General features: G+C 76.3%; 6 protein-coding genes. All 6 read left to right on the top strand.

The window, feature by feature from the left end; all coding sequences use genetic code 11:
• Nucleotides 1–342: 342 nt before the first annotated feature.
• Nucleotides 343–3,396, top strand: coding sequence for an AAA family ATPase (locus AC069X_RS04810; protein WP_478725141.1), 3,054 nt, complete (start codon nt 343–345; stop codon nt 3,394–3,396).
• Nucleotides 3,393–6,530 (top strand): helix-turn-helix transcriptional regulator, encoded by a 3,138-nt coding sequence (locus AC069X_RS04805; RefSeq protein ID WP_478725139.1) that lies wholly within the window; start codon nt 3,393–3,395, stop codon nt 6,528–6,530. The genes AC069X_RS04810 and AC069X_RS04805 overlap by 4 nt, the downstream gene beginning before the upstream one ends.
• 333 nt (nt 6,531–6,863) lie before the next feature.
• Nucleotides 6,864–8,042, top strand: a complete 1,179-nt coding sequence (locus AC069X_RS04800) for a cytochrome P450 (protein WP_478725137.1) — start codon at nt 6,864–6,866, stop codon at nt 8,040–8,042.
• The gene (locus AC069X_RS04795; RefSeq protein WP_478725135.1) at nt 8,039–8,251 is read left to right on the top strand and encodes a ferredoxin; all 213 of its coding nucleotides are present in this window, start codon (nt 8,039–8,041) and stop codon (nt 8,249–8,251) included. The genes AC069X_RS04800 and AC069X_RS04795 overlap by 4 nt, the downstream gene beginning before the upstream one ends.
• Nucleotides 8,252–8,403: 152 nt before the next feature.
• Nucleotides 8,404–10,032, top strand: a complete 1,629-nt coding sequence (locus AC069X_RS04790; RefSeq protein WP_478725133.1) for a GMC oxidoreductase — start codon at nt 8,404–8,406, stop codon at nt 10,030–10,032.
• A 156-nt stretch (nt 10,033–10,188) separates the two neighbouring features.
• Nucleotides 10,189–24,518 (top strand): type I polyketide synthase (locus AC069X_RS04785; protein WP_478725131.1); only part of this gene is annotated, 14,330 nt, incomplete at its 3' end.

The raw sequence follows: 24,518 nt of genomic DNA, 5'->3' as shown, positions 1-24,518 counted from the left end.
CGTCGCGGGGCGCAGGGCCCCGGCCCGTACCGCGCGTACGTGCGTGGTCCGACGGCGCGGCGAGGCGCCCCAGCGGCGCCGCGCCCCGGGAAACCTTCGGCCGCGGCACCAGGCCCCGCCGGCACGGCAGCGCCGGTCAGGCCCGTGGCGGCCGGGGCGCCGCACCGGCCGGGCGGTGACGGGCGGAGCCGCGCGCGGGGCGCGCGCGAGGGCGGCACCCCGGCCCGCTGCCTGACGGGCCTCACGGTCCGGGACCCACCCGGACGTCAGGCCCGCCGGCGGACGCCGCACGGGGCCGGCGGGGGAGCCCCATCGACACCACACCCAGGAGGACGGACAGCCATGCCACGGACGACAGCCGCCCCGACAGCCCGCCCGGCCGCCCCGCCCACGGGGCCGCCCGACCCGTACCCGTACCCGCAGCCGCATCCCGCCCCCGGCGGCCGGGCCGCACCGCCCGGGCGCGAGGCCGAGGACCGGCTGCTGCGCGGCCTGCTGGCCGACCTGAGGCGGGGACGGCCCGCGCTCGTGGAGGTGCACGGACCGCCCGGCATCGGACGCAGCACCCTGCTCGACCACGCAGCGGCCCTCGCCGCCGAAGCCGGGGTACGGGTCGCCGCGGCGGCGGGCTCGCCCGAGGAGACCGGCCTGCCCCACGGGATGGCCGCCCAGCTCCACACCCAGCTGTTCCCCGTGATCACCCCGGCCGCCAGGGCCCTCCGGCCCGGCCCCGTCCGGCCCCGCGACGCAGGCTCCCGCGCGCCCGGCGACGGCGGCCCCCGCGCGCCTGCCGACGGCGGCACCGGCACGCCCGCCGACGGCGGCACCGGCTCGCCCGCCGACCTGGGCGCCGCGTTCCTCGCCGCCGCCCGCAGCCGCCCCCTGCTGCTCGTCGTCGACGACACCCAGTGGGCCGACCCTCCGTCGCTGCGCGGGCTGCAGGCGCTGGCCCGGCGGCTGGCCGGGGTGCCGCTGATGCTGCTCACCTCCCGCAACAGCGCGTCCCACCCGGGCCCCTACGACCGGATCGAGCCCTGCCCGCTGGCCGACGGGCGCTCGGTGGCCCGGCACGTGCTGGAACTGCCCCCGCTGCCCGACGCCGCCGTCCGGCAGATCCTCCACGACACCTGGCCCGACGCGGTCGACGCGGAGTTCCAGCAGGAGGCCGCCCGCCGCATCGAGGGCAACCCCGCCCTGCTCCGGTCGGTCATCGCCCGCTTCGTACGCCACGGCTGGGCCCCCGGGAGCGGCCACCTCGCCCACCTCGCGGAGAGCACGGCGGAAGCCGTCAGGGAACGCACCGTACGCACCCTCCCCCTGCTGCCCCCGGAACTCCTCGCCGTCCTGCGCGCGATCGCGGTCGCCGGACCGGACTGCACGCCCGCCCTGATCGACGCGCTGGCCGCCGGCCCCCGCACCCCGGGCACGGCCCGGGCCCTGACCCTGCTGTCCGGCACCGGGCTGCTCGCCGACGGCCCCCGCCCCGCCCTGCGCAGCGAGGCCGCCGCCCGGGCCGTCCTGGCCGACCTCGGCACCGGCCGCCGGGAGGAACTCCACGCCCGCGCGGCAGCCTGGGCCCACCGGGCGGCCCTGCCCGACGGCGCGGTGGCCCGGATGCTGCTCGGTGCCGGCCCGGTCGGCGCCCCCTGGGCCGTCGCCGCCCTGCGCCGCCGGGCCGCCGAACACCGGGCGGCCGGCCGCCACGCCCGGGCCGCCCGGCTGCTCGAACGGGCCCTGCGCGAGCCGGTGCCGGAAGCCCTCCGGGTCCGGCTGCTGACCGAGCTGGGGACCGCCGCGCTCCCCGCCGACCCCGAGGCGGCGGGCCGGCACCTGTGCCGCGCCCTGGACCCCCCGGCGGACGCCACCGCCACCGCCCCCGCCGACCCCGGCACGGTACGGGCCCGGCTGCGGGCGGCGGAACTCCTCGTGGCCCGCGGCGACTTCCTCACCCCCGCCGCCCGCATCGCCCGGGCCGCCGCCGAGGCGGAGCCGGGCACCGCCGAGCACTCGGGACTGCGGGCCCTGCTCTGGCTGGCCGAGCACGGCCGCCCCGACCCCGAGGACGGCTGGGGGCCTCCGCTGCCCGACCCATGGCCGGGCCGGCCGGCGCAGGCCGCCGAGGCCGCCGTCGCCGCCTGGCGGACCGCGCAGCGGGGCCTGGACATCACCCGCGCCCGCGGGCTCGCCAGGGCCGCCCTGGCCCCGGAGGCCCGCGCGCACGTGCCGGCGGCCGTCCGGGCGGCCGCGGCGCACGCACTCGTCCTCAGCGGCGACACCGGCGAGGCCCGCGACGCCCTCGACGGGATCCTGGTGGCCGCCGGGCGCCGGGACGCCCGGCCGGTGGCGGGCGTGGCCCTGCTCGTCGGCTGCGTCGCCGAGCTGTGGGCCGGGCGGGACGCCGCCGCCTCGGAGGCCCTGGACCGGTGCGACGAGGTCATGCCGGGCCACTGCTGGCACCCCCTCATGGCGCCCGGCCCCCTCGCCCTGCGGGCCCTGCTGGACCTGCGGCGGGGCGACGCCGACGCGGCCGCGCGGACCCTGGACGTCCGGCTGCCGCCCGCCGCCGAGGGCGGTCTGGCCTGGGCCTACCTCCTCTACGCGCGCGGGCGGGTCCGGCTCGCCGCCGGTGAGCGGGACCGGGCCCTCGCCGACCTGCTGGAGTGCGGGCGCCGGCTGCTGGCCCGGCAGGCCGCCAACCCCGCCCTGCTGCCCTGGCGTTCGGCCGCCGCGCGGACCCGCGACCCCGAAGACCCCCTGGCGGTGCGACTGCTGGCCGAGGAACGCCGCGGGGCCCTGCTGTGGGGCTCGCCCGCCGCGCTGGCCACGGCACTGGCCCCCGGCCCCGGCGGGGCCGCCGCGCCCGGAGCGGCCGCGCGGCCCCGGGGAGGCGCGGCCGGCTGGCAGTACCGCCAGGCGCTCGTGGCCCTCGGCACGGCCCCCTTCTCGGGCCACCTCACCGTCGACACCCTGCTGGGCGACGAACGGGCCGCCGCAGGTCCCGTACCGGAACGCCGCGGAGGGCCGGGCCGGGGACCGGAGGCGGCCGGGCAACCGGGACCGGACGCGGCACGAGGCGTACGGGAGAGCCGCCGGCGGGACCCGGAGCGACACGGCCCCGCCCCCGGCGGGCCGCAGGGCACCCGGCGCGACGGAACCCCGGCCGGACGCCCTGCGCCGGCCGCCGGCGCAGGGCCCGTCCCCCTGACCGACGCCGAGTCCCGGGTCGCGGCGCTCGCCGCCGGAGGACTGCCCAACCGGGCCATCGCCGGGGAACTCGCCGTCACCCCGCGCACCGTGGAACAGCACCTCACGAAGGCCTACCGGAAGCTCGGCATCCGAAGGCGTCACCAGCTGGCCGCAGCACTCGAACGAACAGCGACGGAGGAACCGTTATGAATCCCCTGCTCCACCGGCAGCAGGAACTGGGCCTCATCACAGCGGCGTTGGACGCCACGGCTCGCGGAGCGGGAGGCGGGTCGCTGACCGTGGTGACCGGGGGCATCGGCATGGGCAAGACCGCCCTGCTGAGGTCCCTGCCGGACCTCGCCGAACGGCGCGGCATCCGCGTCCTCACCGCCAGCGGAGCACCGCACGAACAGGCCTTCGGCTCCGGTGTGCTCAGCCAGCTGCTGACCCCGCTGCTGCCCGCCGCCCGGGACGCCCTCACCCCGCCCGGGGACCCCGCCGACTCCGCGGCCGGTCCCGGACAGGACGCCGAGCTGCTCACCCTGGTCGCCGAACACGCCGACCGCAAACCGCTGCTCCTGCTGGTGGACGACCTCCAGTGGGCGGACGCCCCCTCGCTGCGCTGGCTCGCGCGGCTGGCCGGACGGCTGCCCCGGCTCCGCGTCACCCTGGTCACCGCCCTGCGCGAAGGGGACCCCGGCGAGGACGAACCCCGCCTGCACCGGCTGACCGGTCGCGCCGCCGCCGTCCTGCGGCTTCGCCCGCTGTCCCCGGGGGCCACCGCCGACCTCGTCGGGACCCGCCTCGGCCGGGCCGTGGACCAGGACTGCGCCCGCGCCTGCCACGAGGCGACCGGAGGCCACCCCCTGCTGCTCACGGCCACCCTCGACGCCCTGACCGCGGCCGGACCGCGGTCCCACGAGGACGGGCTGCCGGACGCGCGGGTCATCCGCGGGATCCGCCCCGACGGCCTGCGCGAACGCCTCGCGGTCGTCCTGCGCGGCCAGCGCCCGCCGGTATGGCGGTTCGCGGCGGCCCTGGCCGTCCTCGGTGAGGACGCAGGTGAGGGCGGCGGGTACACCGGGGCGGACGGGACCGGCGGGGCCGACGGGACCGGCAGGGCCCACGAGACCGACGGGACCGGCGGGGCCTACGGGATCGGCGGGACCGGCAGGGCCTACGGGATCGGCGGGGCCTACGGGACCGGCGGGGTCCACGAGACCGACGGGGTCCACGGGACCGACGGGACCGACGGGACCGACCGGGACGCGGGGGAATCCCGGGCGCGACGGGAGCCCGGCGCCTCCGGGAGCGCCGGCGACGCCCGGGGCCGCGGGAACGCGGGGAACACCGCCGCGGCCGGAGCCCCCCGGGACCACGGGGACGCCGGAGCCGTCGCGGAGGACCCCGCCGGGCGGCTCGCGGGCCTCGACGCCACCGGCCGCGCCGAGGCGGTCCGGGCACTGCGCCGGCTCGGCCTGCTGGCCGAGGACCCGGTGCCCCGGTTCGTCCACCCCGTCGTCGCCGACGCCGTGGAGGAGGCGATGACCCCCGCCGAAGCCGAGGCCGTGCGCCTGCGCGCCGCCCTCATGCTGCACCAGGGCGGGTACCCCGCCGAACGGGCCGCCGCGCAGCTGCTCGCCGTCTCCTCCTGCGCGGAACCCTGGACGCAGGAGGTCCTGCGGGCCGCCGCGACCGCCGCCCTGCGCCGCACCGCCCCGGAGGCAGCCGCCCGCTACCTGCGCCGCGCCCTGCTCACCGGCCCGCCCGACGGCCCCGCCCGCGCCGACCTCCTCGTCGAACTCGCCTCCATCGAGCGTGACTTCGCCCCCCGGGCGGCCCTGCGCCACTTCACCCAGGCCCTGCTCCTCCTCCCCGACCCGGACCGCCGCGCCCGGGTCGCGGGCCGCATACCGCCCTTCCTCCTCGACGACTGCCCGCCCGCCACCCTCGACACCGTCGCCAGGACGGCCGCCGAGCTGGGGGACGCGGCCGACCTCACCGGCACCGCCCGGCGCGGCGCCCTGCGGCTGGAGGCCCGGCTCCGGCACGCCGCCGTCGCCGCCCCGGCCGAACTGGCCGCCTCCGCCGACCGGCTCCGGGCCCTGGGCCGCGTCCCCTGCCTGGACACCGCCGCGGACCGCGAACGGGTCACCGTCCTGCTGCACGGCGCCGTCCTGGCCCAGCGGGTCACCGCGGCCGAGGCCGTCCCCCTCGCCGAACGGCTGCTCCAGCACGAGCCGGCCACCCCGGACCACGTCCACACCGCCCTGCCGCTGCTCACCGACGTCCTGGTCGCCGCCGACTCCCTCGGTACCATCGGCCCCTGGCTGCACACCGCCTACGACCGCGCCCGCCGCGACCACGCGGGCGTCCCGCGCGCCCTGATCTCCGTCGAGCTGGCCCAGCTCGCCCTGGCCCGGGGAGACCTGGCGGCGGCCCGCGCCCACGCCGCGGAGGCGCTCGGCCTGGGCGCCACCGACTGGGCCACCCTGCGCACCCTGGCCGCCGTCGTCCTGGCCGCCCTGGAAGCCCGGGACACCGCCCTGTGCGAACGGCTGCTGTCCGGCTCCCCGCCGGACGCCGTCCACGGCCACCTGCCCTCGCTGCGGCTGCTCATCAGGGGCTCGGCCGCCGCCCTGCGCCGCGACCTGCCGACCGCGCTGGGCTGCTACCTCGACTGGGGGCGCACGGCCGAACGCGCCCACTGGCACAACCCGGCCGTCGCACCCTGGCGCTCGTGGGTCTCCGCCCTCCACTACCGGATGGGCCGGCCCGGCCAGGCCCACGACCTCATGGACGAGGAGTACGAGCGTGCCGTGAGCTGGGGCAGCCCCGTGGCGATCGGCCGCGCCCAGCGCGGCCGGGGCGCGATCACCGGGGGAGAACGGGGGATCGTCCTGCTGCGCGAGTCCGCGGCCACCCTGGAACGGACCGCCCACCTCCTCGAACGGGCCCGCACCTCCCTGCTCCTCGGCAGACGGCTGCTGACGGCGGGCCGGGAGGCGGAGGCCGAGCACCGGCTGACCCTGGCCCGGGAACAGGGGCTGGAGTGCGGGGCCCCCTGGATCGCCGACCGCGCCGGCCGGGCCCTGCACACCATCGCCGGCTCCCAGGGCGCGGACGCGGTCGCCGCGCTGACCCGTACCGAGCGCCGGGTGGCCGCACTGGCGGCCGCCGGCACCTCCAACCGGGCCATCGCCGAACGGCTGGAGGTCAGCGCCCGGGCGGTCGAGAAGCACCTCACCCAGGCCTACCGCAAGCTGCGCATCGACGGACGCGCCGAACTCGCCCCGATGGCGAGGCTGCTGTCCGAGGACCGCTGCCCCGACCCCCCTGCGTAGCCGGGGGAGGACGGAGCGGGAGATCCGACGGGGGCGGGGGAGGGGGGCGGGGGGGCGTACCGTACCGAACCGAAGCCCCCCGGTACCGCCCGTAACCGTACCCCCCCGGCACACGCCCACAGGGTTAGTGCGCGGGGGATTGATTTCGTTGACACCTTTCACCGGATCTCCATACCTTCGTCATGGCGCTGATCGAACTGCGCGGACGGCGGAGTTCGAATTGCAGAACGCCGTGTCGAGAACGCGTTGACGCCGTGTTGAGGCCGCGTTTCCGAAGGATTCAGCCGCAATACGGCCGGCCATGGAAGGGCATGTATGAGCCAGGGTTTACCGGTGCACTTTTCCACCGTACGGGACGGATACTTCAACCCGCCCCCGGCGGTCCGGCAACTGCGCCGGAACGAACCGCTGACGCGCATGGAATTCGCCGACGGCCATCTCGGATGGCTCGTCACGGGCTATTCCGCGGCCCGGGCCGTCCTCGCCGACGCCCGGTTCAGCGCCCGCGGAGAGCTCAAGCACCCGCCGGTCCCGCGCGCCGCGACCCTCGACGAGGCCCCGGCGGCGCCGCCCGGCATGTTCATCCAGCACGACGACCCCGAGCACCAGCGCTACCGCAAGCTCCTGGTCGGGCAGTTCACCGTCCGCCGCATGCGCCTGCTCACCGAGTGGATCGAGAAGATCACCGCGGAGCGGCTCGACGAGATGGAGCGCCTGGGCTCGCCCGCCGACCTCTTCGAGCACTTCGCGCTGCCCATCCCCTCCCTCGTCATCTGCGAACTGCTCGGCGTGCCCTACGCCGACAGGGCCACCTTCCAGCACCACACCCACGTCTGGAGCAGCTTCGGCGAGTCCACCGAGGACGTCACCGCCGCCTTCCTGGAGCTCGGCGCCTATCTGGGCGGCCTGGTGCGCCTCAAGCGAGCCGACCCCGCCGACGACATCCTCAGCGGCCTGATCACCGCCGACCCCGGCCTCACCGACGAGGAACTCACCTCGATCGCCTTCCTGCTGCTCGTCGCCGGCCACGAGACCACGGCCAACCAGCTCGCCCTCGGCACGTTCGCCCTGCTGGAACACCCGGGACAGCTGGCCGCGCTGCGCGCCGACCCCTCCCTGATCGAGGGCGCCGTCGAGGAGAGCCTGCGCTACCTGAGCATCGTCCACCACGGCCCCACCCGGGCCGCCCTGGAGGACGTGGAGATCGAGGGCACCCTCATCAAGGAGGGGGAGGTCGTCATGGTCTCCCTGGCCGCCGCCAACCGCGACCCCGAGCGCTTCCCCGACCCCGAGGCCTTCGACGTGACCCGGCGCGCCGCCGGCCACCTCGGTTTCGGACACGGCATCCACCAGTGCCTCGGCCAGCAACTCGCCCGCATCGAACTGCGGGTCGGCTTCACCGCCCTGCTGGAGCGCTTCCCGGACCTGCGGCTGGCCTGCCCGCCGGAGGAGATCCGGCTCCGCCACGACATGCAGGTCTACGGCGTGTACGCGCTGCCGGTCGCCTGGTGACGGACGGCCCGCTGCGGGTCGGGGTCAGCCGCCGGCTGTGCTGCGGCGCCGGCATGTGCGCCCTGCTCGCCCCCGAGGTCTTCGACCAGTGCGACGAGGGCTTCGTGGTCCTCCTCGACCCCGCCCCGCCCGCCGCCGCGCACGCCGCCGTGCGCGAGGCCGCCGACCAGTGCCCCTGCTCGGCCATCACCCTGCGCACCGCCGGCTGACGCCTCACCGCACGCGCCCGCACGCCCGCACGCCCCCGCGTCCCCGGCGTGCCGTTCCCCGCGTCCAGCCCCCGACGCCTTCCCGCGTCCGCCGCGCCCGGCACCCCCACGCCACCGCTCGCCCCATTCCTCCCGAAAGTCAGGTACACACCGTGGAACAGCACCTGTCACGCCGCCGCTTGCTCGGACTGACGGCCCTCGGCGCGGCGGCCCTCGCGGGCGGCACCACCATCGGCGCCCCCCGGGCCCTGGCCGCCGACCGCGCCGACGGCACCGCGTTCGTCCCCGCCGTCGTCATCGGCACCGGCTACGGCGCCGCCGTCTCCGCCCTGCGCCTGGGCGAGGCCGGAATCCGCACGGTCATGCTCGAAATGGGCCGGCTGTGGAACCAGCCCGGCCCCGACGGCAACGTCTTCGCCGGCATGCTCAACCCCGACAAGCGCACCACCTGGTTCAAGAACCGCACCGAGGCCCCCCTCGGCAGCTTCCTCTGGCTGGACCTGGCCAACCGCGACATCGACCCGTACGCGGGCGTCCTGGACCGCGTCAACTTCGACCAGATGTCCGTGTACGTGGGCCGGGGCGTCGGCGGCGGCTCCCTCGTCAACGGCGGCATGGCGGTGGCCCCGAAGCGCTCGTACTTCGAGGAGGTGCTGCCGCGCGTCGACGCCGCCGAGATGTACACCCGCTACTTCCCGCGAGCCAACTCGATGCTCCGCGTCAACCACATCGACACCACCTGGTTCGAGAACACCGAGTGGTACAAGTTCGCCCGGGTCTCCCGTGACCAGGCCCAGAAGGCCGGACTGGGCACCGTCCACGTCCCCAACGTCTACGACTTCGACCACATGCGGCGCGAGGCGGCCGGACAGGCACCCAAGTCCGCGCTGGCCGCCGAGGTCATCTACGGCAACAACCACGGAAAGCAGAGCCTGGACAAGACCTACCTGGCCGCCGCCCTCGGCACCGGCAAGGTCACCATCGAGACCCTGCACCAGGCCAGGACCATCCGGCAGCAGAAGGACGGCACCTACCTCCTGACCGTCGAACAGCGTGACGCCGACGGCCGGCTGCTGGCCACCAGGGAGATCTCCTGCCGGTACCTCTTCCTCGGCGCCGGCAGCCTCGGCTCCACCGAACTCCTGCTGCGCGCCCGCGAGACCGGCACCCTGCCCGAGCTCAGCTCCGAGATCGGTGCCGGCTGGGGCCCCAACGGCAACATCATGACCGCCCGCGCCAACCACGTGTGGAACCCCACCGGCGCCAGCCAGTCCTCCATACCCGCCCTGGGCATCGACGACTGGGACAACCCGCAGAACCCCGTCTTCGCCGAGATCGCCCCCATGCCCGCCGGCCTGGAGACCTGGGTCAGCCTCTACCTGGCGATCACCAAGAACCCCGAACGCGGCACCTTCGCCTACGACGCGGCGAGCGACCGGGCGGCCCTGCGCTGGACCCGCGACCAGAACACCCCCGCCGTCAACGCCGCGAAGTCGCTGTTCGACCGCATCAACAGGGCCAACACGACGATGTACCGCTACGACCTCTTCGGCAAGCAGCTGAAGGCCTTCTCCGACGACTTCACCTACCACCCGCTCGGCGGCTGCGTCCTCGGCAGGGCCACCGACGACTACGGCCGGGTGAACGGCTACAAGAACCTCTACGTGACCGACGGTTCGCTCATCCCCGGCTCCATCGGCGTGAACCCGTTCGTCACCATCACCGCCCTGGCCGAACGGAACATCGAGCGCGTCATCCGGCAGGACGTCACCGCCTCCTAGCCGGCGGCGGACGCCGGTCCGCCGGGCCCGAGGGGGCGACCGGTCCGGCAGCACAGGGGAACACCACGGGGGTCCTCCCCGGTACGCCCGCACGCCCCGAGGCGCTGCGGAACCAGCACACCAGCAGTAGTTCAACGGGTCGATGGAGCACACATGATGCGCGAGTCTGTTGCGATGCCGGAGGAATCCGGGAACGGCGCACACGAGGTGATCGTGGCGATCGGGTCGGCACACCGGCCGGCCGAGGACACCGGCACGGGCCGGGCGTTCGACGCGGAATTCCTCGCGGAGGCCACCGGAGACCCGTCGGACCCCGCCCTGGCCGGTGCCCTGGCCGCGGCCCTGCCGTACGGCCCGGCCGCCGCGGAGACCTGGTGGGCGGCGCTGGAGGACGCCGGAGTCGTCCCGGCCGCGGCCCCGCGCACCGGCGTGTTCCTCGCCGTCCCCGCAGGGCCGGACGCCGGGCTCCCGGAACAGGAGGAGGCCGCCGCCGCGGTCGGTGCGGTCCTGCGGCTCGCCCCGGACGCCGCCCCGCCGCCGCACCGCCTCCCCACCGGCGCCGACGCGCTGCGCGCGGCCCGCGAGAGCCTCGGCCGGGGCGAGAGCAGCCTCGCCCTGGCCGCCGGCCCCGGCGTACACCTGCCGGGCGCGCCCGGCGCCGGGGCCGGCGGCTACGGCGCCGTCCTGCTGAAGTCCCTCGCCGGAGCCCGGGCCGACGGCGACCGGGTGCTCGCCGTACTCGGCCCGGACGGCCGCTTCACCACCCCCGCCGCCCCCGGTACGGGCCCCGAGGCCGCCACTGCCGACCTGGGCTGGAACGCCGTCCCCCGTACGGCTTCCGGCGCGGCCGCCGTCACCGGCCGCGCCGACGGTGCCGGGGCGCCGCTGCCCTGGGTCCTGTCCGCCGCCGGCCCCGAGGCCCTGCGCGCGCGAGCCCGGCAGCTCCACGAGCACCTCACCGCACACCCCGGCCTCGACCCCGCCGCCGTGGGGCGGGCCCTCGCCACCACCCGGCACTCCTTCCCGCACCGCGCCGTCCTCCTCGGCGACGGCCCCGGCCGGCTCCTCGACGCCCTCGCCAACCTCGCGGACGGCGGCTTCGCCGCCGACGTGGTCCGCGGCACCGCCACCGACCGCCCCGCCGCCTTCGTCCTGTCCGGCATCGGCGGACAGTGGCCCGGCATGGGTGCCGAACTCCTCGACACCTCGGCGGAGTTCCGTACCGCGGCCCTGCGCTGCGAGCAGGCCCTCGCCCCCTTCACCGGCTGGCTCCTCACCGACGTGCTCCGCGGCGCGCCCGGCGCCCCCGCCCTGGACACGCCCGACGTCAGCGTGCCCGCCACCTTCGGCGTGCAGATCGCCCTCGCCGAGACCTGGCGGGCCCACGGGGTCCGCCCCCGTGCCTACGCCGGCCACAGCATCGGCGAGGTCGCCGCCGCCCACCTGGCCGGTGCCCTCGGCCTGGAGGACGCCGCCCGCACCATCCACGCCTGGGGCGAGGCCCTGGCGGAACTCGCCCGACAGGGCGGCGACATGCTCGCCGTGAGCCTGCCCGGTCACCGGCTCCAGGAGCGGCTCGCCCACCGGGCGGACCGGCTGGTCATCGCCGCCCACAACGGACCCGAGTCCCACGTCGTCTCCGGCGACGGCGACGCCGTACGCGCCCTGCGCGCCGAACTGGAGGGCGAGGGCGTCCGCTGCGGCCGCGTACGCCTCGGCGCCGCCGCCCACTCCGCGCACGCCGACGCCGTACGCGACCGGATGCTCGCCGCGCTCACGGGCCTCGCGCCCCGCGCCGCCCACACCCCCCTGTACTCGTCCGCCACCGGCGGCCTCGTCGACGGCCGCACCCTCGACGCCGGGTTCTGGTTCGAGGCCCTGCGCCGTCCGGTCCGCTTCGAGCAGACCACCCACGCCCTGCTGGCCGACGGCCACGAAGCCTTCGTGGAGATCAATCCCCATCCCTCGCTGACCGCCGCCGTGCAGGAGACCGCCGCGGCCGCCGGACGCCACGCCGTCACCGTCGCCACCCTGCGCCGCGACCAGGGCGGCCTGCACCGCCTGCGGACCGCCCTCGCCGAGGCCTGCGTCCACGGCGTCGGCGTCGACTGGGCGGCCGCCTTCCCCGACGCCCCGACGGACCGGACGCCGCTGCCGACCTACCCCTTCCGGCGGACCTCCGCCGACGACCGGGCCGCCGAAGGCGAGGCCGCCGCCGACCCGTCCCCGGCCGCCCGGCTCGCCCTGCTGCCCGCGGCCGAACGCGAACGCACCGCCGCCGCACTCGTCCGCTCCCTCACCGCCGCCCTGCTGGGGCTGCCCGGCCCCGACGCCGTCGCCCCCGGACGGGCCTTCCGCGACCTCGGCCTGGACTCCGTCACCGCCGTCGAACTCCGGGGCCGCCTGAACGAGGCCACCGGCCTCCGCCTGCCGCCCACCGTCGTCTTCGACCACCCCACCCCCGCCTCCCTCACCGGCCGGATCCTCGCCGAAGCCCTCGGCACCCACGAGGGCCCGGCCGACGACGACACCACCGCGGCCACCACCGCGGCCGCCTGGGAAGAACCCGTCGCCATCGTCGCCATGAGCTGCCGCCTCCCCGGCGGCACCGACACCCCCGAAGCCCTGTGGCGGCTGCTCGCCGAGGGCGGCGACGCCGTGTCCGCCCTGCCCGCCGACCGCGGCTGGGACGTCGAAGGCCTCTACGACGGCGAACCCGGCCGCCCCGGCCGCTACTACCAGCGCGAAGCCGGCATGCTCCCCGAAGCCGCCGCCTTCGACCCGGAGTTCTTCGGGATCTCCCCGCGCGAGGCCCTCGCCATGGACCCCCAGCAGCGGCTCCTCCTGGAGACCGGCTGGGAGGTCCTCGAACGCGCCGGCATCGACCCCTCCACCCTGAGCGGCACCCGCACCGGAACCTTCGTCGGGGCGATGAACCAGGACTACGGACCCCGCCTCCACGAGGCCCCCGAGGACATCAGCGGCTACCTGCTGACCGGCAACAGCGTCAGCGTCGCCTCCGGCCGCCTCGCCTACACCTTCGGCTTCGAAGGCCCCGCCGTCACCGTCGACACCGCCTGCTCCTCCTCCCTCGTCGCCCTGCACCTCGCCGCCCAGTCGCTGCGCACCGGCGAATGCTCCCTGGCCCTGGCCGGCGGCGTCACCGTCCTGCCGACGGCCGGCTCCTTCATCGAGTTCAGCAAGCAGCGCGCGCTGGCCCCCGACGGCCGCTCCAAGGCCTTCTCCGCCGACGCCGACGGCTTCGGCCTCGCCGAGGGCGCCGGCATGGTCCTCCTGGAGCGGCTCTCCGACGCCCGCCGCAACGGCCGCCGGGTCCTGGCCGTCGTACGCGGCTCCGCCATCAACCAGGACGGCGCCTCCAACGGACTCACCGCGCCCAGCGGCCCCGCCCAGCAGCGGGTCATCCGCCAGGCCCTGGCCAACGCCGGGCTGACGCCCGCCGACGTGGACGCCGTCGAGGCGCACGGCACCGGCACCCGGCTCGGCGACCCCATCGAGGCCCAGGCCCTGCTGGCCACGTACGGCCAGGACCGGGAGGCGGACCGGCCGCTGTGGCTGGGCTCCCTCAAGTCCAACATCGGCCACACCCAGGCCGCCGCGGGCATCGCCGGCGTACTGAAGTCCGTACTCGCGCTCCGGCACGGGCTCCTGCCCAGGACCCTGCACGCCGAGGAACCCTCCCCGCACGTCGACTGGACCGCCGGACGGGTCCGGCTGCTGACCGACGCCGTGGACTGGCCCGCGACCGGCCGCCCCCGCCGCTTCGGCGTGTCCTCCTTCGGGATCAGCGGCACCAACGCCCACGCCATCATCGAAGAAGCCCCCGCCGACGAGACCCCCGAGGCGCGAACCCCCACCGACGGGGCTCCCGAGGCCGGGACCACCGCCATCCCCTGGATCCTGTCCGCCCGCAGCCCCGAGGCACTGGCCGCCCGGGCCGAAGCCCTCCTCGCGCACACCCGGGCACACCCCGGCCGCCGGCCCGCCGACACCGGCCACGCCCTCGCCACCACCCGCACGGCCTTCGAACACCGCGCCGTCGTCACCGGCACCACCGAAGCCGAACTCACCGAGGGCCTGCGCGCCCTCGCCGCCGGCGGCTCCACGCCCCGCACCGCGCAGGGCACGGCCGCCGACGCCCGCCGCGTCGCCTTCGTCTTCCCCGGCCAGGGCTCCCAGTGGGCCGGCATGGCCGCCGGACTCCTCGACACCTCCGCCGTCTTCCGCGAGCGGCTCCGCGCCTGCGGCCGCGCCCTCGCCCCGTACGTGGACTGGTCCCTGGAGGACGTCCTGCGCGGCACCCCCGGCGCCCCCGCCCTCGACAGCGCCGACGACGTGGTCCAGCCCGCACTGTGGGCCGTCATGGTCTCCCTCGCCGAACTGTGGCGCTCCTTCGGCGTGGAACCCTCCGCCGTCATCGGCCACTCCCAGGGCGAGATCGCCGCCGCCGCCGTATCCGGCGCCCTCAGCCTCGACGACGCCGCCCGGGTCGTCGCCCTCCGCAGCCGCCTGCTCGCCCGCCTCGCCGGACTCGGCGGCATGGTCTCCGTACCCGAACCCCTCGCCGACGTCACCCGGCGCCTGGAACGGTGGGGCCGGCGGCTCGGCATCGCGGCCGTCAACGGACCCCGCTCCACCGTCGTCTCCGGCGACGCCGACGCCCTCGACGAACTCCTCACCGCCTGCGCCGCCGACGGCGTCCGCGCCAAACGGGTCCCCGTCGACTACGCCTCCCACTCCGCCCACGTCGAACTCATCGAGGCCGAACTCGCCGAAGCCCTCGCCGGCATCACCCCGCTCACCCCCCGCGTACCGCTCTACTCCACCGTCACCGGCGAACCCGTCGACACCGCCGCCCTCGACGCCGCCTACTGGTACACCAACCTCCGCACCACCGTCCGCTTCGAGCCCGCCGCCCGCCGCCTCATCGCCGACGGCCACCGGCTCCTCGTCGAATGCAGCCCCCACCCCGTCCTCGCCATCGGCCTCCAGGAGACCGCCGAGGACGCCGCCGCCACCGTCGACGTCATCCCCTCCCTGCGCCGCGGCGACGGCGGCTCCGCCCGCTTCCTCACCTCCCTCGGCGAGGCCTGGACCCGGGGCGCCCCCGCCGACTGGGGCGCCGCCTTCACCGGCCCGCACCCGCGCCCCGCCGACCTGCCCACCTACCCCTTCCAGCGGCGCCGCTTCTGGCTCGACCCCGCCGCACCGGCCACCCCCGCGACCGGCACCGCCCACAGCGAGGACGAGGCCCGCTTCTGGGCCGCCGTCGAGAACACCGACGTCCAGGCCCTGACCAGCTCACTGGACCTGGACCCCGACGCCTCCCTCGACAGCATGCTCACCCGGCTCGCCCACTGGCGCCGCCGCACCACCCGGACCGCGCGCATCGACACCTGGCGCTACCGCGTCACCTGGACCCCCACCGAACCGCGGACCCGGCGCGGCGCCAGCCCCCGGCTCACCGGCACCTGGCTGCTCGTCACCACCACCGCACACCACGACAGCGCCACCGCCACCGCCGTCCACGAGGCCCTCACCGCCCGCGGCGCCCGCGTCGAACACCTCGCCCTCGACCCGGCTGCCCACCCCGACCGGCAGACCGTCGCCGCACTCCTCACCGACCGGCTCGGCCGGGCCGCCCTGACGGCCGACACCGTCACCGGAGTCCTCTCCCTGCTCGCCGAAGACCCCGCCGACGCACCCGGACACCGCGTGCCGGCCGCCCTCGCCGCCACCCTCGCCCTCGTCCAGGCCCTCGGCGACACCGGCATCGGCGCACCCCTGTGGTGCGCCACCTCCGGCGCCGTGGCCACCGGACCCGCCGACCCGCCCCGCCACCCCGCCCAGGCCCAGCTCTGGGGCCTCGGCCGGGTCGCCGGCGCCGAACACCCCCAGCGCTGGGGCGGCCTCGTCGACCTGCCCGAAACCCTCGACGCCCGCGCCCTCGACCACCTCACCGGCCTCCTCGCCGACCCCGGCGGCGAGGACGAACTCGCCGTCCGGGCCGGCGGCATCCTCGCCCGCCGCCTCGTCCGCGCCACCGCGGACCGGGCCGCCCCCACCGGCGACCACACCCTCGCCCGCCCCCACGGCACCGTCCTGGTCACCGGCGGCACCGGCACCCTCGGCGCCCACGTCGCCCGCTGGCTCGCCCGCTCCGGAGCCGCCCACCTCGTCCTGACCAGCCGCAGCGGTCCCGCCGCCGAAGGCTCCGCCGAACTCCGCGAGGAACTCGCCGCCCTCGGCTGCCGCGCCACCCTCGCCGCCTGCGACGTCAGCGACCGCCCCGCCCTCGCCCGCCTCCTCGGCTCCCTGCCCGCCGAACACCCCCTCACCGGCGTCATCCACACCGCGGGCGCCCTCGACGACGGCGTCCTCGACGGCATGACCACCGACCGGCTGGAACACGTACTGCGTCCCAAAGCCGAAGCCGCACTCCACCTCCACGAACTCACCGCCGGCCACGACCTCGACTTCTTCGTCCTGTTCTCCTCCATCGCCGGCATCGTCGGCAACGGCGGCCAGGGCGGCTACGCCGCCGCCAACGCCCACCTCGACGCCCTCGCCCACCAGCGCCGCGCCCAGGGCCTGCCCGCCACCGCCATCGCCTGGGGCTCCTGGGGCAGCGGACGCATGATGGGCCGCCACGCCGAGGAACACCTCACCCGGCGCGGCATCCTCCCCATGCCCGCCGACCTGGGCATCGCCGCCCTGCGCCGCGCCCTGGACCACGAGGACACGGCCGTCACCGTCGCCGACATCGACTGGGAGCGCTTCGTACCCGCCTTCGCCCACACCGGCGACTACCCGCTCCTGCACCGCCTCCCCGAAGCCCGCCGCATCCTCGAAGGCGCCGCCCACCCCACCGGCGCGAACGGCCCCGCCGACGGCGGCCCCGCGCTCGCCGGACAGCTGGCCGGACTCCCGGCCCCCGAACGCCTGCGCGCCCTGACCGAGCTCGTCCGCACCCGGGCCGCCACCGTCCTCGGCCACTCCGGCGCCGACGCGATCCAGCCCCGGCGGGCCTTCCGCGACACCGGATTCGACTCGCTCACCGCCATCGAACTCCGCAACCGCCTGGCCGGCGCCACCGGCCTGCGGCTGCCCACCACCGTCGTCTTCGACTACCCCAGCCCGGCCGAGCTCGCCGCCCACCTCGACACCCTGCTCCTCGGCACCACGGCGACCGGTACGACCGCTCCCGCACCCGCCGCCCGGCCCGCCGACGACGAACCCATCGCCATCGTCTCGATGAGCTGCCGCTTCCCCGGCGGGGTGACCTCCCCCGAGGACCTGTGGAAGATCCTCGCGCAGGGCGAGGACGCCCTCTCCGCCTTCCCCCGCAACCGCGGCTGGGACCTCGAAACCCTCTACCACCCCGACCCGCAGCACCCCGGAACCACCTACGCACGCGAAGGCGGCTTCCTCCACGACGCAGGCGACTTCGACGCGGCCTTCTTCGGCATCTCCCCCCGCGAGGCCCTCGCCATGGACCCCCAGCAGCGACTGCTGCTGGAAACCACCTGGGAGGCCTTCGAACGCGCCGGCATCGACCCCGCCACCCTCAAGGGCAGCCGCTCCGGCGTCTTCATCGGCTCCAACGGACAGGACTACGCCTCGGGCCTGCGCCAGGCCCCCGAAGGGGTCGAGGGCTACCTCCTGACCGGCCGGGCCGCGAGCGTCGTCTCGGGCCGTCTCGCCTACACCTTCGGCCTCGAAGGGCCCGCGCTGACCGTCGACACGGCCTGCTCCTCCTCCCTCGTCGCCCTCCACCTCGCCGTCCAGTCCCTGCGCCAGGGCGAATGCGAACTCGCCCTAGCGGGCGGCGTCACCGTCATGTCCGGCCCCGGCATCTTCGTCGAGTTCAGCCGCCAGCGCGGCCTGGCCCCGGACGGCCGCTGCAAGGCCTTCGCGGCCGCCGCCGACGGCACCGGCTGGGGCGAAGGCACCGGCATGCTGCTCCTGGAGCGGCTCTCCGACGCCCGCCGCAACGGGCACCGGGTCCTGGCCGTCGTACGCGGCTCCGCGATCAACCAGGACGGCGCCTCCAACGGCCTGACCGCCCCCAACGGGCCCTCGCAGCAGCGCGTCATCCGCCAGGCCCTGACGGACGCGGGCCTCGCGCCCGGCGACGTCGACGTGGTCGAGGCCCACGGCACGGGCACCCGGCTCGGCGACCCCATCGAGGCCCAGGCCCTGCTGGCCACGTACGGCCAGGACCGGGACGGGGACCGGCCGCTGTGGCTGGGCTCCCTCAAGTCCAACATCGGCCACACCCAGGCAGCCGCCGGCGTCGCCGGCGTGATCAAGCTGGTACTGGCCCTCCAGCACGCGGAACTTCCCCGCACCCTGCACGTCGACGCCCCGACGCCGCACGTCGACTGGACGGCGGGCTCGGTCGCACTGCTCTCCGCCCCCGTAGCCTGGCCCGACACCACGGGACACGTCCGCCGGGGCGGGGTCTCGGCCTTCGGCGTGAGCGGCACCAACGCCCACGTCATCATCGAACAGGCCCCCGCCGCACCGGCCGCGCCCGAAGCCGCCGGGTCCGCGCGGGACAGCGGGGACGGCGAGGACGTCGAGGCCACGGCCGCGACGGCTGCCACGGCTGCGGCGGAGGACACCGCCTCGGACACCTCCGTCGCCTGGCTGCTGTCCGCGAAGACCCCCACCGCACTCCGCGCCCAGGCCCGGCGCCTGCGCGCCCACCTCGCCGCGCACGAGGACGCCACCCCGGCCGACATCGGCTTCTCCCTGGCCACCGGCCGGGCGGCCCTCCAGCACCGCGCCGCCGTCCTCGGCAGCGACCGCGCCGAACTGCTCCGCGGCCTGGACGCCCTCGCAGACGAGGACACGGCGGGCACCGCCGCCCACGTCATCACCGGCGTCACCGACGTGGCCACCGGCCACGAACCGGGCCGGACCGCGTTCCTGTTCTCCGGGCAGGGCAGCCAGCGTCTGGGCATGGGGCGTGAACTGTACGCGGCCTACCCCGTGTTCGCCGATGCCTTCGACGCGGTCTGCGCACACCTGGACGGACACCTCGAACTGCCTCTGAACGAGGTCGTGTTCGGCGGGGACGCGGAGGTTCTGGAGCGGACCGCCTTCACGCAGCCGGCGTTGTTCGCGGTGGAGGTGGCGTTGTTCCGGCTGGTGGAGTCGTGGGGTGTGCGCCCGGACTTCCTGGCTGGGCATTCGGTGGGGGAGTTCGCGGCGGCTCATGTGGCCGGTGTGCTGTCGTTGGAAGACGCGGCGATGCTGGTCGCTGCTCGTGGTCGGTTGATGCAGGAGTTGCCGGCCGGTGGTGTGATGGTGGCGGTCCAGGCCTCGGAGGAGGAGGTACGCCCCCTGCTGGCCGGGGTGGAGGACCGGGTGGGGATCGCTGCCGTCAACGGGCCTGCGTCCGTGGTGGTTTCGGGTGCCGGGGACGCGGTGGCCGTGGTGGTGGAGCGGCTGTCATCGGCCGGCCGCAAGACGAAGGCGCTGTCGGTTTCCCATGCTTTCCACTCGCCGTTGATGGACCCGATGCTGGACGCTTTCCGCCGGGTTGCGGAGTCGGTGTCCTTCCAGGTGCCGAAGGTTCCGGTCGTTTCCGCGCTCACGGGCCGGATCGTGGCGGCGGAGGAGTTCTGCTCGGCCGACTACTGGGTGCGTCATGCCCGTGAGGCCGTGCGTTTCGCCGATGCCGTCGACTGCATGGCCCTGGAAGGGGTGCGGACCTTCCTGGAGATCGGCCCCGGCGGCGTCCTGACCGCCCTCGCCCGGGAACTCCTGGACGAGCAGGCCGTCACCGTGCCCGTGCTGCGGGCCGACCGCCCGGAGGAGCTCGCCGCCACGACCGCCCTGGCCCACCTCCACGTCCACGGCACCCCCGTCGACTGGACGGCCCGGTACGCGGAAGACGGTGCCCGCCGCATCGACCTGCCCACCTACCCCTTCCAGCGCGAGACCTACTGGCTGCACGTCCCGGCCACCGCCGACCCCACCGCGATCGGCGTCACCGACACCGAACACCCCCTCCTGGGCGCCACCGTCGTACTTCCGGACGGCGGCATCGTGCTCACCGGCCGGCTGTCCCTCGCCACACACCCCTGGATCGCCGACCACACCGTCTCCGGAGCCGTACTCGTCCCCGGCACCGCCTTCGTGGAACTGGCCCTGCGGGCCGGCCGGGAAGCCGGCCGCGCACACATCGAGGACCTCACCCTGGAGGCCCCGCTCGTCCTTCCCGAACACGGAGGGGTCCAGCTCCGCCTCACCGTCGGCGCACCCGACCCCACGGGCCGCTGCGCCCTGGAGCTCCACTCCCGCCCCGAGGACCCCGCCACCGCCCGCGACTGGACGCGGCACGCCGGCGGCACCCTGTCCGCCGAACCCGCCGCACCCCCCGCCGGCGCAGCGGCCGACCTCACGGCATGGCCCCCGCCCGGCGCCGAACCGGTCGCCACCGACCACCTCTACGAGCTCCTCGACGACCTCGGCTTCGGCTACGGCCCGGTCTTCCGCGGACTCACGGAAGCCTGGCGGCACGGCGACGCCCTGTACGCCGCCGCGGCCCTGCCCGCCGGCACCGCGCCGGACGCGGACGCGTTCGGCCTGCACCCGGCGCTCCTCGACGCCGCCCTCCACGCCTCCTGGCTCGGCCTGCTCTCCGGCACCGGAACCGGACAGGGGCTGCTGCCCTTCTCCTGGAGCGACGTCACCCTCCACGCCACCGGAGCCACCGCCGTACGCGTCCGGCTCACCCCGGCCGGCCCGGACACCGTCTCCGTCCTGGTCGCCGACACGGCGGGGCAGACCGTCGCATCGGTCGGAGCCCTCGTCCTGCGCCCGGTCTCCGCCGACCGGCTGCGCGCGGCGGCGGCCCCCCGCGCCGACAGCCTCCTCCGCCTCCACTGGACCCCGGCCCCGGTGCCCGCCGACGCCCCCGAACCCGACTGCGTCGTGGCCCTCGCAGGCCCGGACCCCGACGGCACCGGTACGGCACCGGACGGCCCGGCCGAAGCCGTACGCGCCACCGCCCACCGCACGCTCGCCCTGATCCAGCGGTGGCTCGCCGAGGAGACGTCCGGCCGCCCCCTCGTCGTCGTCACCCACCGCGCGGTCGCGGCCACCCCCGCCGAACGCGCCACGCTCGACCCGGCCCAGGCCGCCGTGTGGGGCATGCTGCGCACCGCACAGTCGGAGAACCCGGACCGCTTCGTCCTCCTCGACCTGGAGCCCGGCCTGGACCCGGACGCCGGACCCGGCCGGGCGGCCCTGCGCGCCGCGCTCGCCACCGGCGAACCCCAGCTCGCCGTACGCGGCGGCGGCACGGTGCTGCTGCTGCCTCGCCTGACGGCACACCCGGACCGCCCGGCCGACGAGGCCCCGCAGCGGCACCAGGGCTTCCGGGCCGACGGCACCGTCCTCGTCACCGGGGCCACCGGCACCCTCGGCCGGCTCGTCGCCCGCCACCTCGTCACCGAGCACGGCGTACGCCACCTCCTGCTGGCCGGCCGCCGGGGCCCGGCCGCCGAGGGCGCGGCCGATTTCGAGGCCGAACTCACCACCCTCGGAGTCCGGGTCACCACCGCCGCCTGCGACGTGGCGGACCGCGCCGAGCTCGCCGCACTCCTGGCGTCGGTTCCCGTCGAGCACCCGCTGACCGGCGTGGTCCACGCGGCCGGCGTGACCGACGACGGCATACTCCCCGCCCTCACCCCGGACCGCGTCGACCACGTACTCCGCCCGAAGGCAGACGCCGCCCTGCACCTGCACGAGCTCACCCGCGACATGGACCTGTCCGCGTTCGTGCTCTTCTCCTCCGTCTCCGCCACGCTCGGCGGCGCGGGCCAGGCCAACTACGCCGCCGCCAACGCCTTCCTCGACGCGCTCGCCCAGCAGCGCCACGCGGCCGGGCTGCCCGCCGTGTCCCTGGCCTGGGGCCTGTGGGCCGACGGCAGCGGCATGACCGGCAAGCTGGACTCCACCGACCTCGCGCGGATCCGCCGCATGGGCCTCGTCGCCATGGACGCGGCCACCGGCCTCGCCCTGTTCGACGCCGCCTGCGCGAGCGGCGCGGACCTCCTCTTCCCCGTGCCGCTCGACCACGCCGGACTCCGCGTCCAGGCAGCCGAGGGCAAGGTCCCCGCCCTGCTGCGCGGACTGGTCAAGCCCCCGGTCCGCAAGGCCCACGGCGGCCCCGGCGCCCCGTCCACCCCTGCCGCCGACCGCGCCTCCGCCCTGGCCGCGACCTTGCACGCGCTGCCCGAAGCCGAACAGGACCGCGTCCTGACCGACCTGGTGATCGGCCAGGTGGCCACGGTCCTCGGCCATGCCTCGCCCGACCGGGTGGAAGCCGAACGCCCCTTCAAGGACCTCGGCTTCGACTCGCTCACCGCCGTCGAACTGCGGAACCTGCTGGGCGCCGTCACCGGCACCCGGCTGCCCGCGACCCTCGTCTTCGACCACCCCACCCCGCTGGCCCTGAGCCGCTTCCTGCGCGCCGAGATCCTCGGCAACGCGCCCGCGGGGGCGGAGCCGGCCGTCGCCGCCGGTCAGGTGCCGGCGGTCGACGATCCGATCGCGATCGTGGGGATGAGCTGTCGTTATCCGGGTGGGGTGCGTTCTCCGGAGGACTTGTGGCGGTTGGTGGCCGGGGGTGGTGACGCGGTCGGCGGGTTCCCGGTGGACCGTGGCTGGGCGTTGGATTCGTTGTTCCATCCGGATCCGGATCATGCGGGGACGAGTTATGCGCGTGAGGGTGGGTTCCTGTACGGGGCTGGGGAGTTCGATGCGGGGTTCTTCGGGATCTCGCCGCGTGAGGCGCTTGCGATGGATCCGCAGCAGCGGTTGCTGCTGGAGGCTTCGTGGGAGGTGTTCGAGCGGGCCGGGATCGATCCGGGGACGGTGAGGGGTTCGCGTACGGGTGTCTTCGCCGGCGTCATGTACCACGACTACGGCTCCCGACTCTCCGTCGTCCCCGAGGGATTCGAGGGCTACCTCGTCAACGGCAGCGCGGGCAGCATCGCCTCCGGCCGCGTGGCGTACACCTTCGGCCTGGAGGGGCCGGCGGTGACGGTGGACACGGCGTGTTCGTCGTCGCTGGTGGCGTTGCACCTGGCGGCGCAGGCGCTGCGCCAGGGCGAGTGCTCCATGGCCCTGGTGGGTGGGGTGACGGTGATGTCGACCCCCAACATCTTCGTGGAGTTCAGCCGGCAGCGTGGGCTGGCTGCCGACGGGCGGTGCAAGGCCTTCTCGGCGGATGCCGACGGGACGGGCTGGGCCGAGGGCGTGGGGATGCTGCTCGTGGAGCGGCTGTCCGACGCGCGCCGCAACGGGCATCGGGTGCTGGCGGTGGTGCGGGGTTCCGCGGTGAACCAGGACGGTGCCTCGAACGGTCTGACGGCGCCGAACGGGCCCGCGCAGCAGCGGGTGATCCGGCAGGCCCTGGCGCAGGCCGGGCTGTCGGCGGGTGATGTGGACGCGGTGGAGGCGCACGGTACGGGCACCACCCTCGGCGACCCGATCGAGGCCCAGGCGCTGCTGGCCACCTACGGCCAGGGCCGGGAGGCGGAGCGGCCGTTGTGGCTGGGTTCCCTCAAGTCCAACATCGGACACACGCAGGCCGCGGCCGGTGTGGCGGGTGTCATCAAGATGGTGATGGCGATGCGCCACGGGGTGCTGCCGAAGACCCTGCACGTGGACGAGCCGTCGCCGCACGTGGACTGGTCGGCGGGAGACGTACGCCTGCTGACCGAGGCCCGGGAGTGGGAGGAGCGTGACGGCCGTCCGCGCCGGGCGGGCGTCTCCTCCTTCGGCGTCAGCGGCACCAACGCCCACGTCGTCATCGAGCAGCCCGCACAGGACGAGGACGCGGAACGGCACCACACGCCCGAAGGGGTACCGGCCCCCGCTCCAGCCGTCGTCTGGCCGCTGTCCGCCAAGGACCCGGCGGCGCTGCGCGCGCAGGCCGGACGCCTCCTCGCCCACCTCACCGCCCACCCTGACCTCCACCCCCTCGACGTGGCCGTGTCCCTGGCACCCCGGGCAGGCCTGGACCTGCGGTCCGCCGTCGTCGGCACGCACCGCGAGGAGCTGTTGGCCGGCCTGGAGGACCTCGTCGCAGGCCGCACGACGGCCACGGCGGTCCTGAGGGGGGAGACCGCGCAGGGCACGCCCGTCGGTGGCAGCCGGACCGCCTTCCTCTTCTCGGGGCAGGGCAGCCAGCGCCTGGGGATGGGACGTGAACTGCACGCGGCGTTGCCGGTGTTCGCTGAGGCCTTCGACGCGGTGTGTGCGGCGTTGGATCCGCATCTGGAACTCCCGCTCAGGGATGTTGTGTTCGGCGGGGATGCCGGGCTCCTGGAGCGGACCGCCTTCACCCAGCCGGCGTTGTTCGCGGTGGAGGTGGCGTTGTTCCGGCTGGTGGAGTCGTGGGGTGTGCGCCCGGACTTCCTGGCCGGGCATTCGGTGGGGGA

Source organism: Streptomyces sp. NPDC043896 (assembly GCF_056435605.1).
Note: the sequence above shows the minus strand (reverse complement) of the source record. Positions and strands in the feature narration are given on the sequence as shown.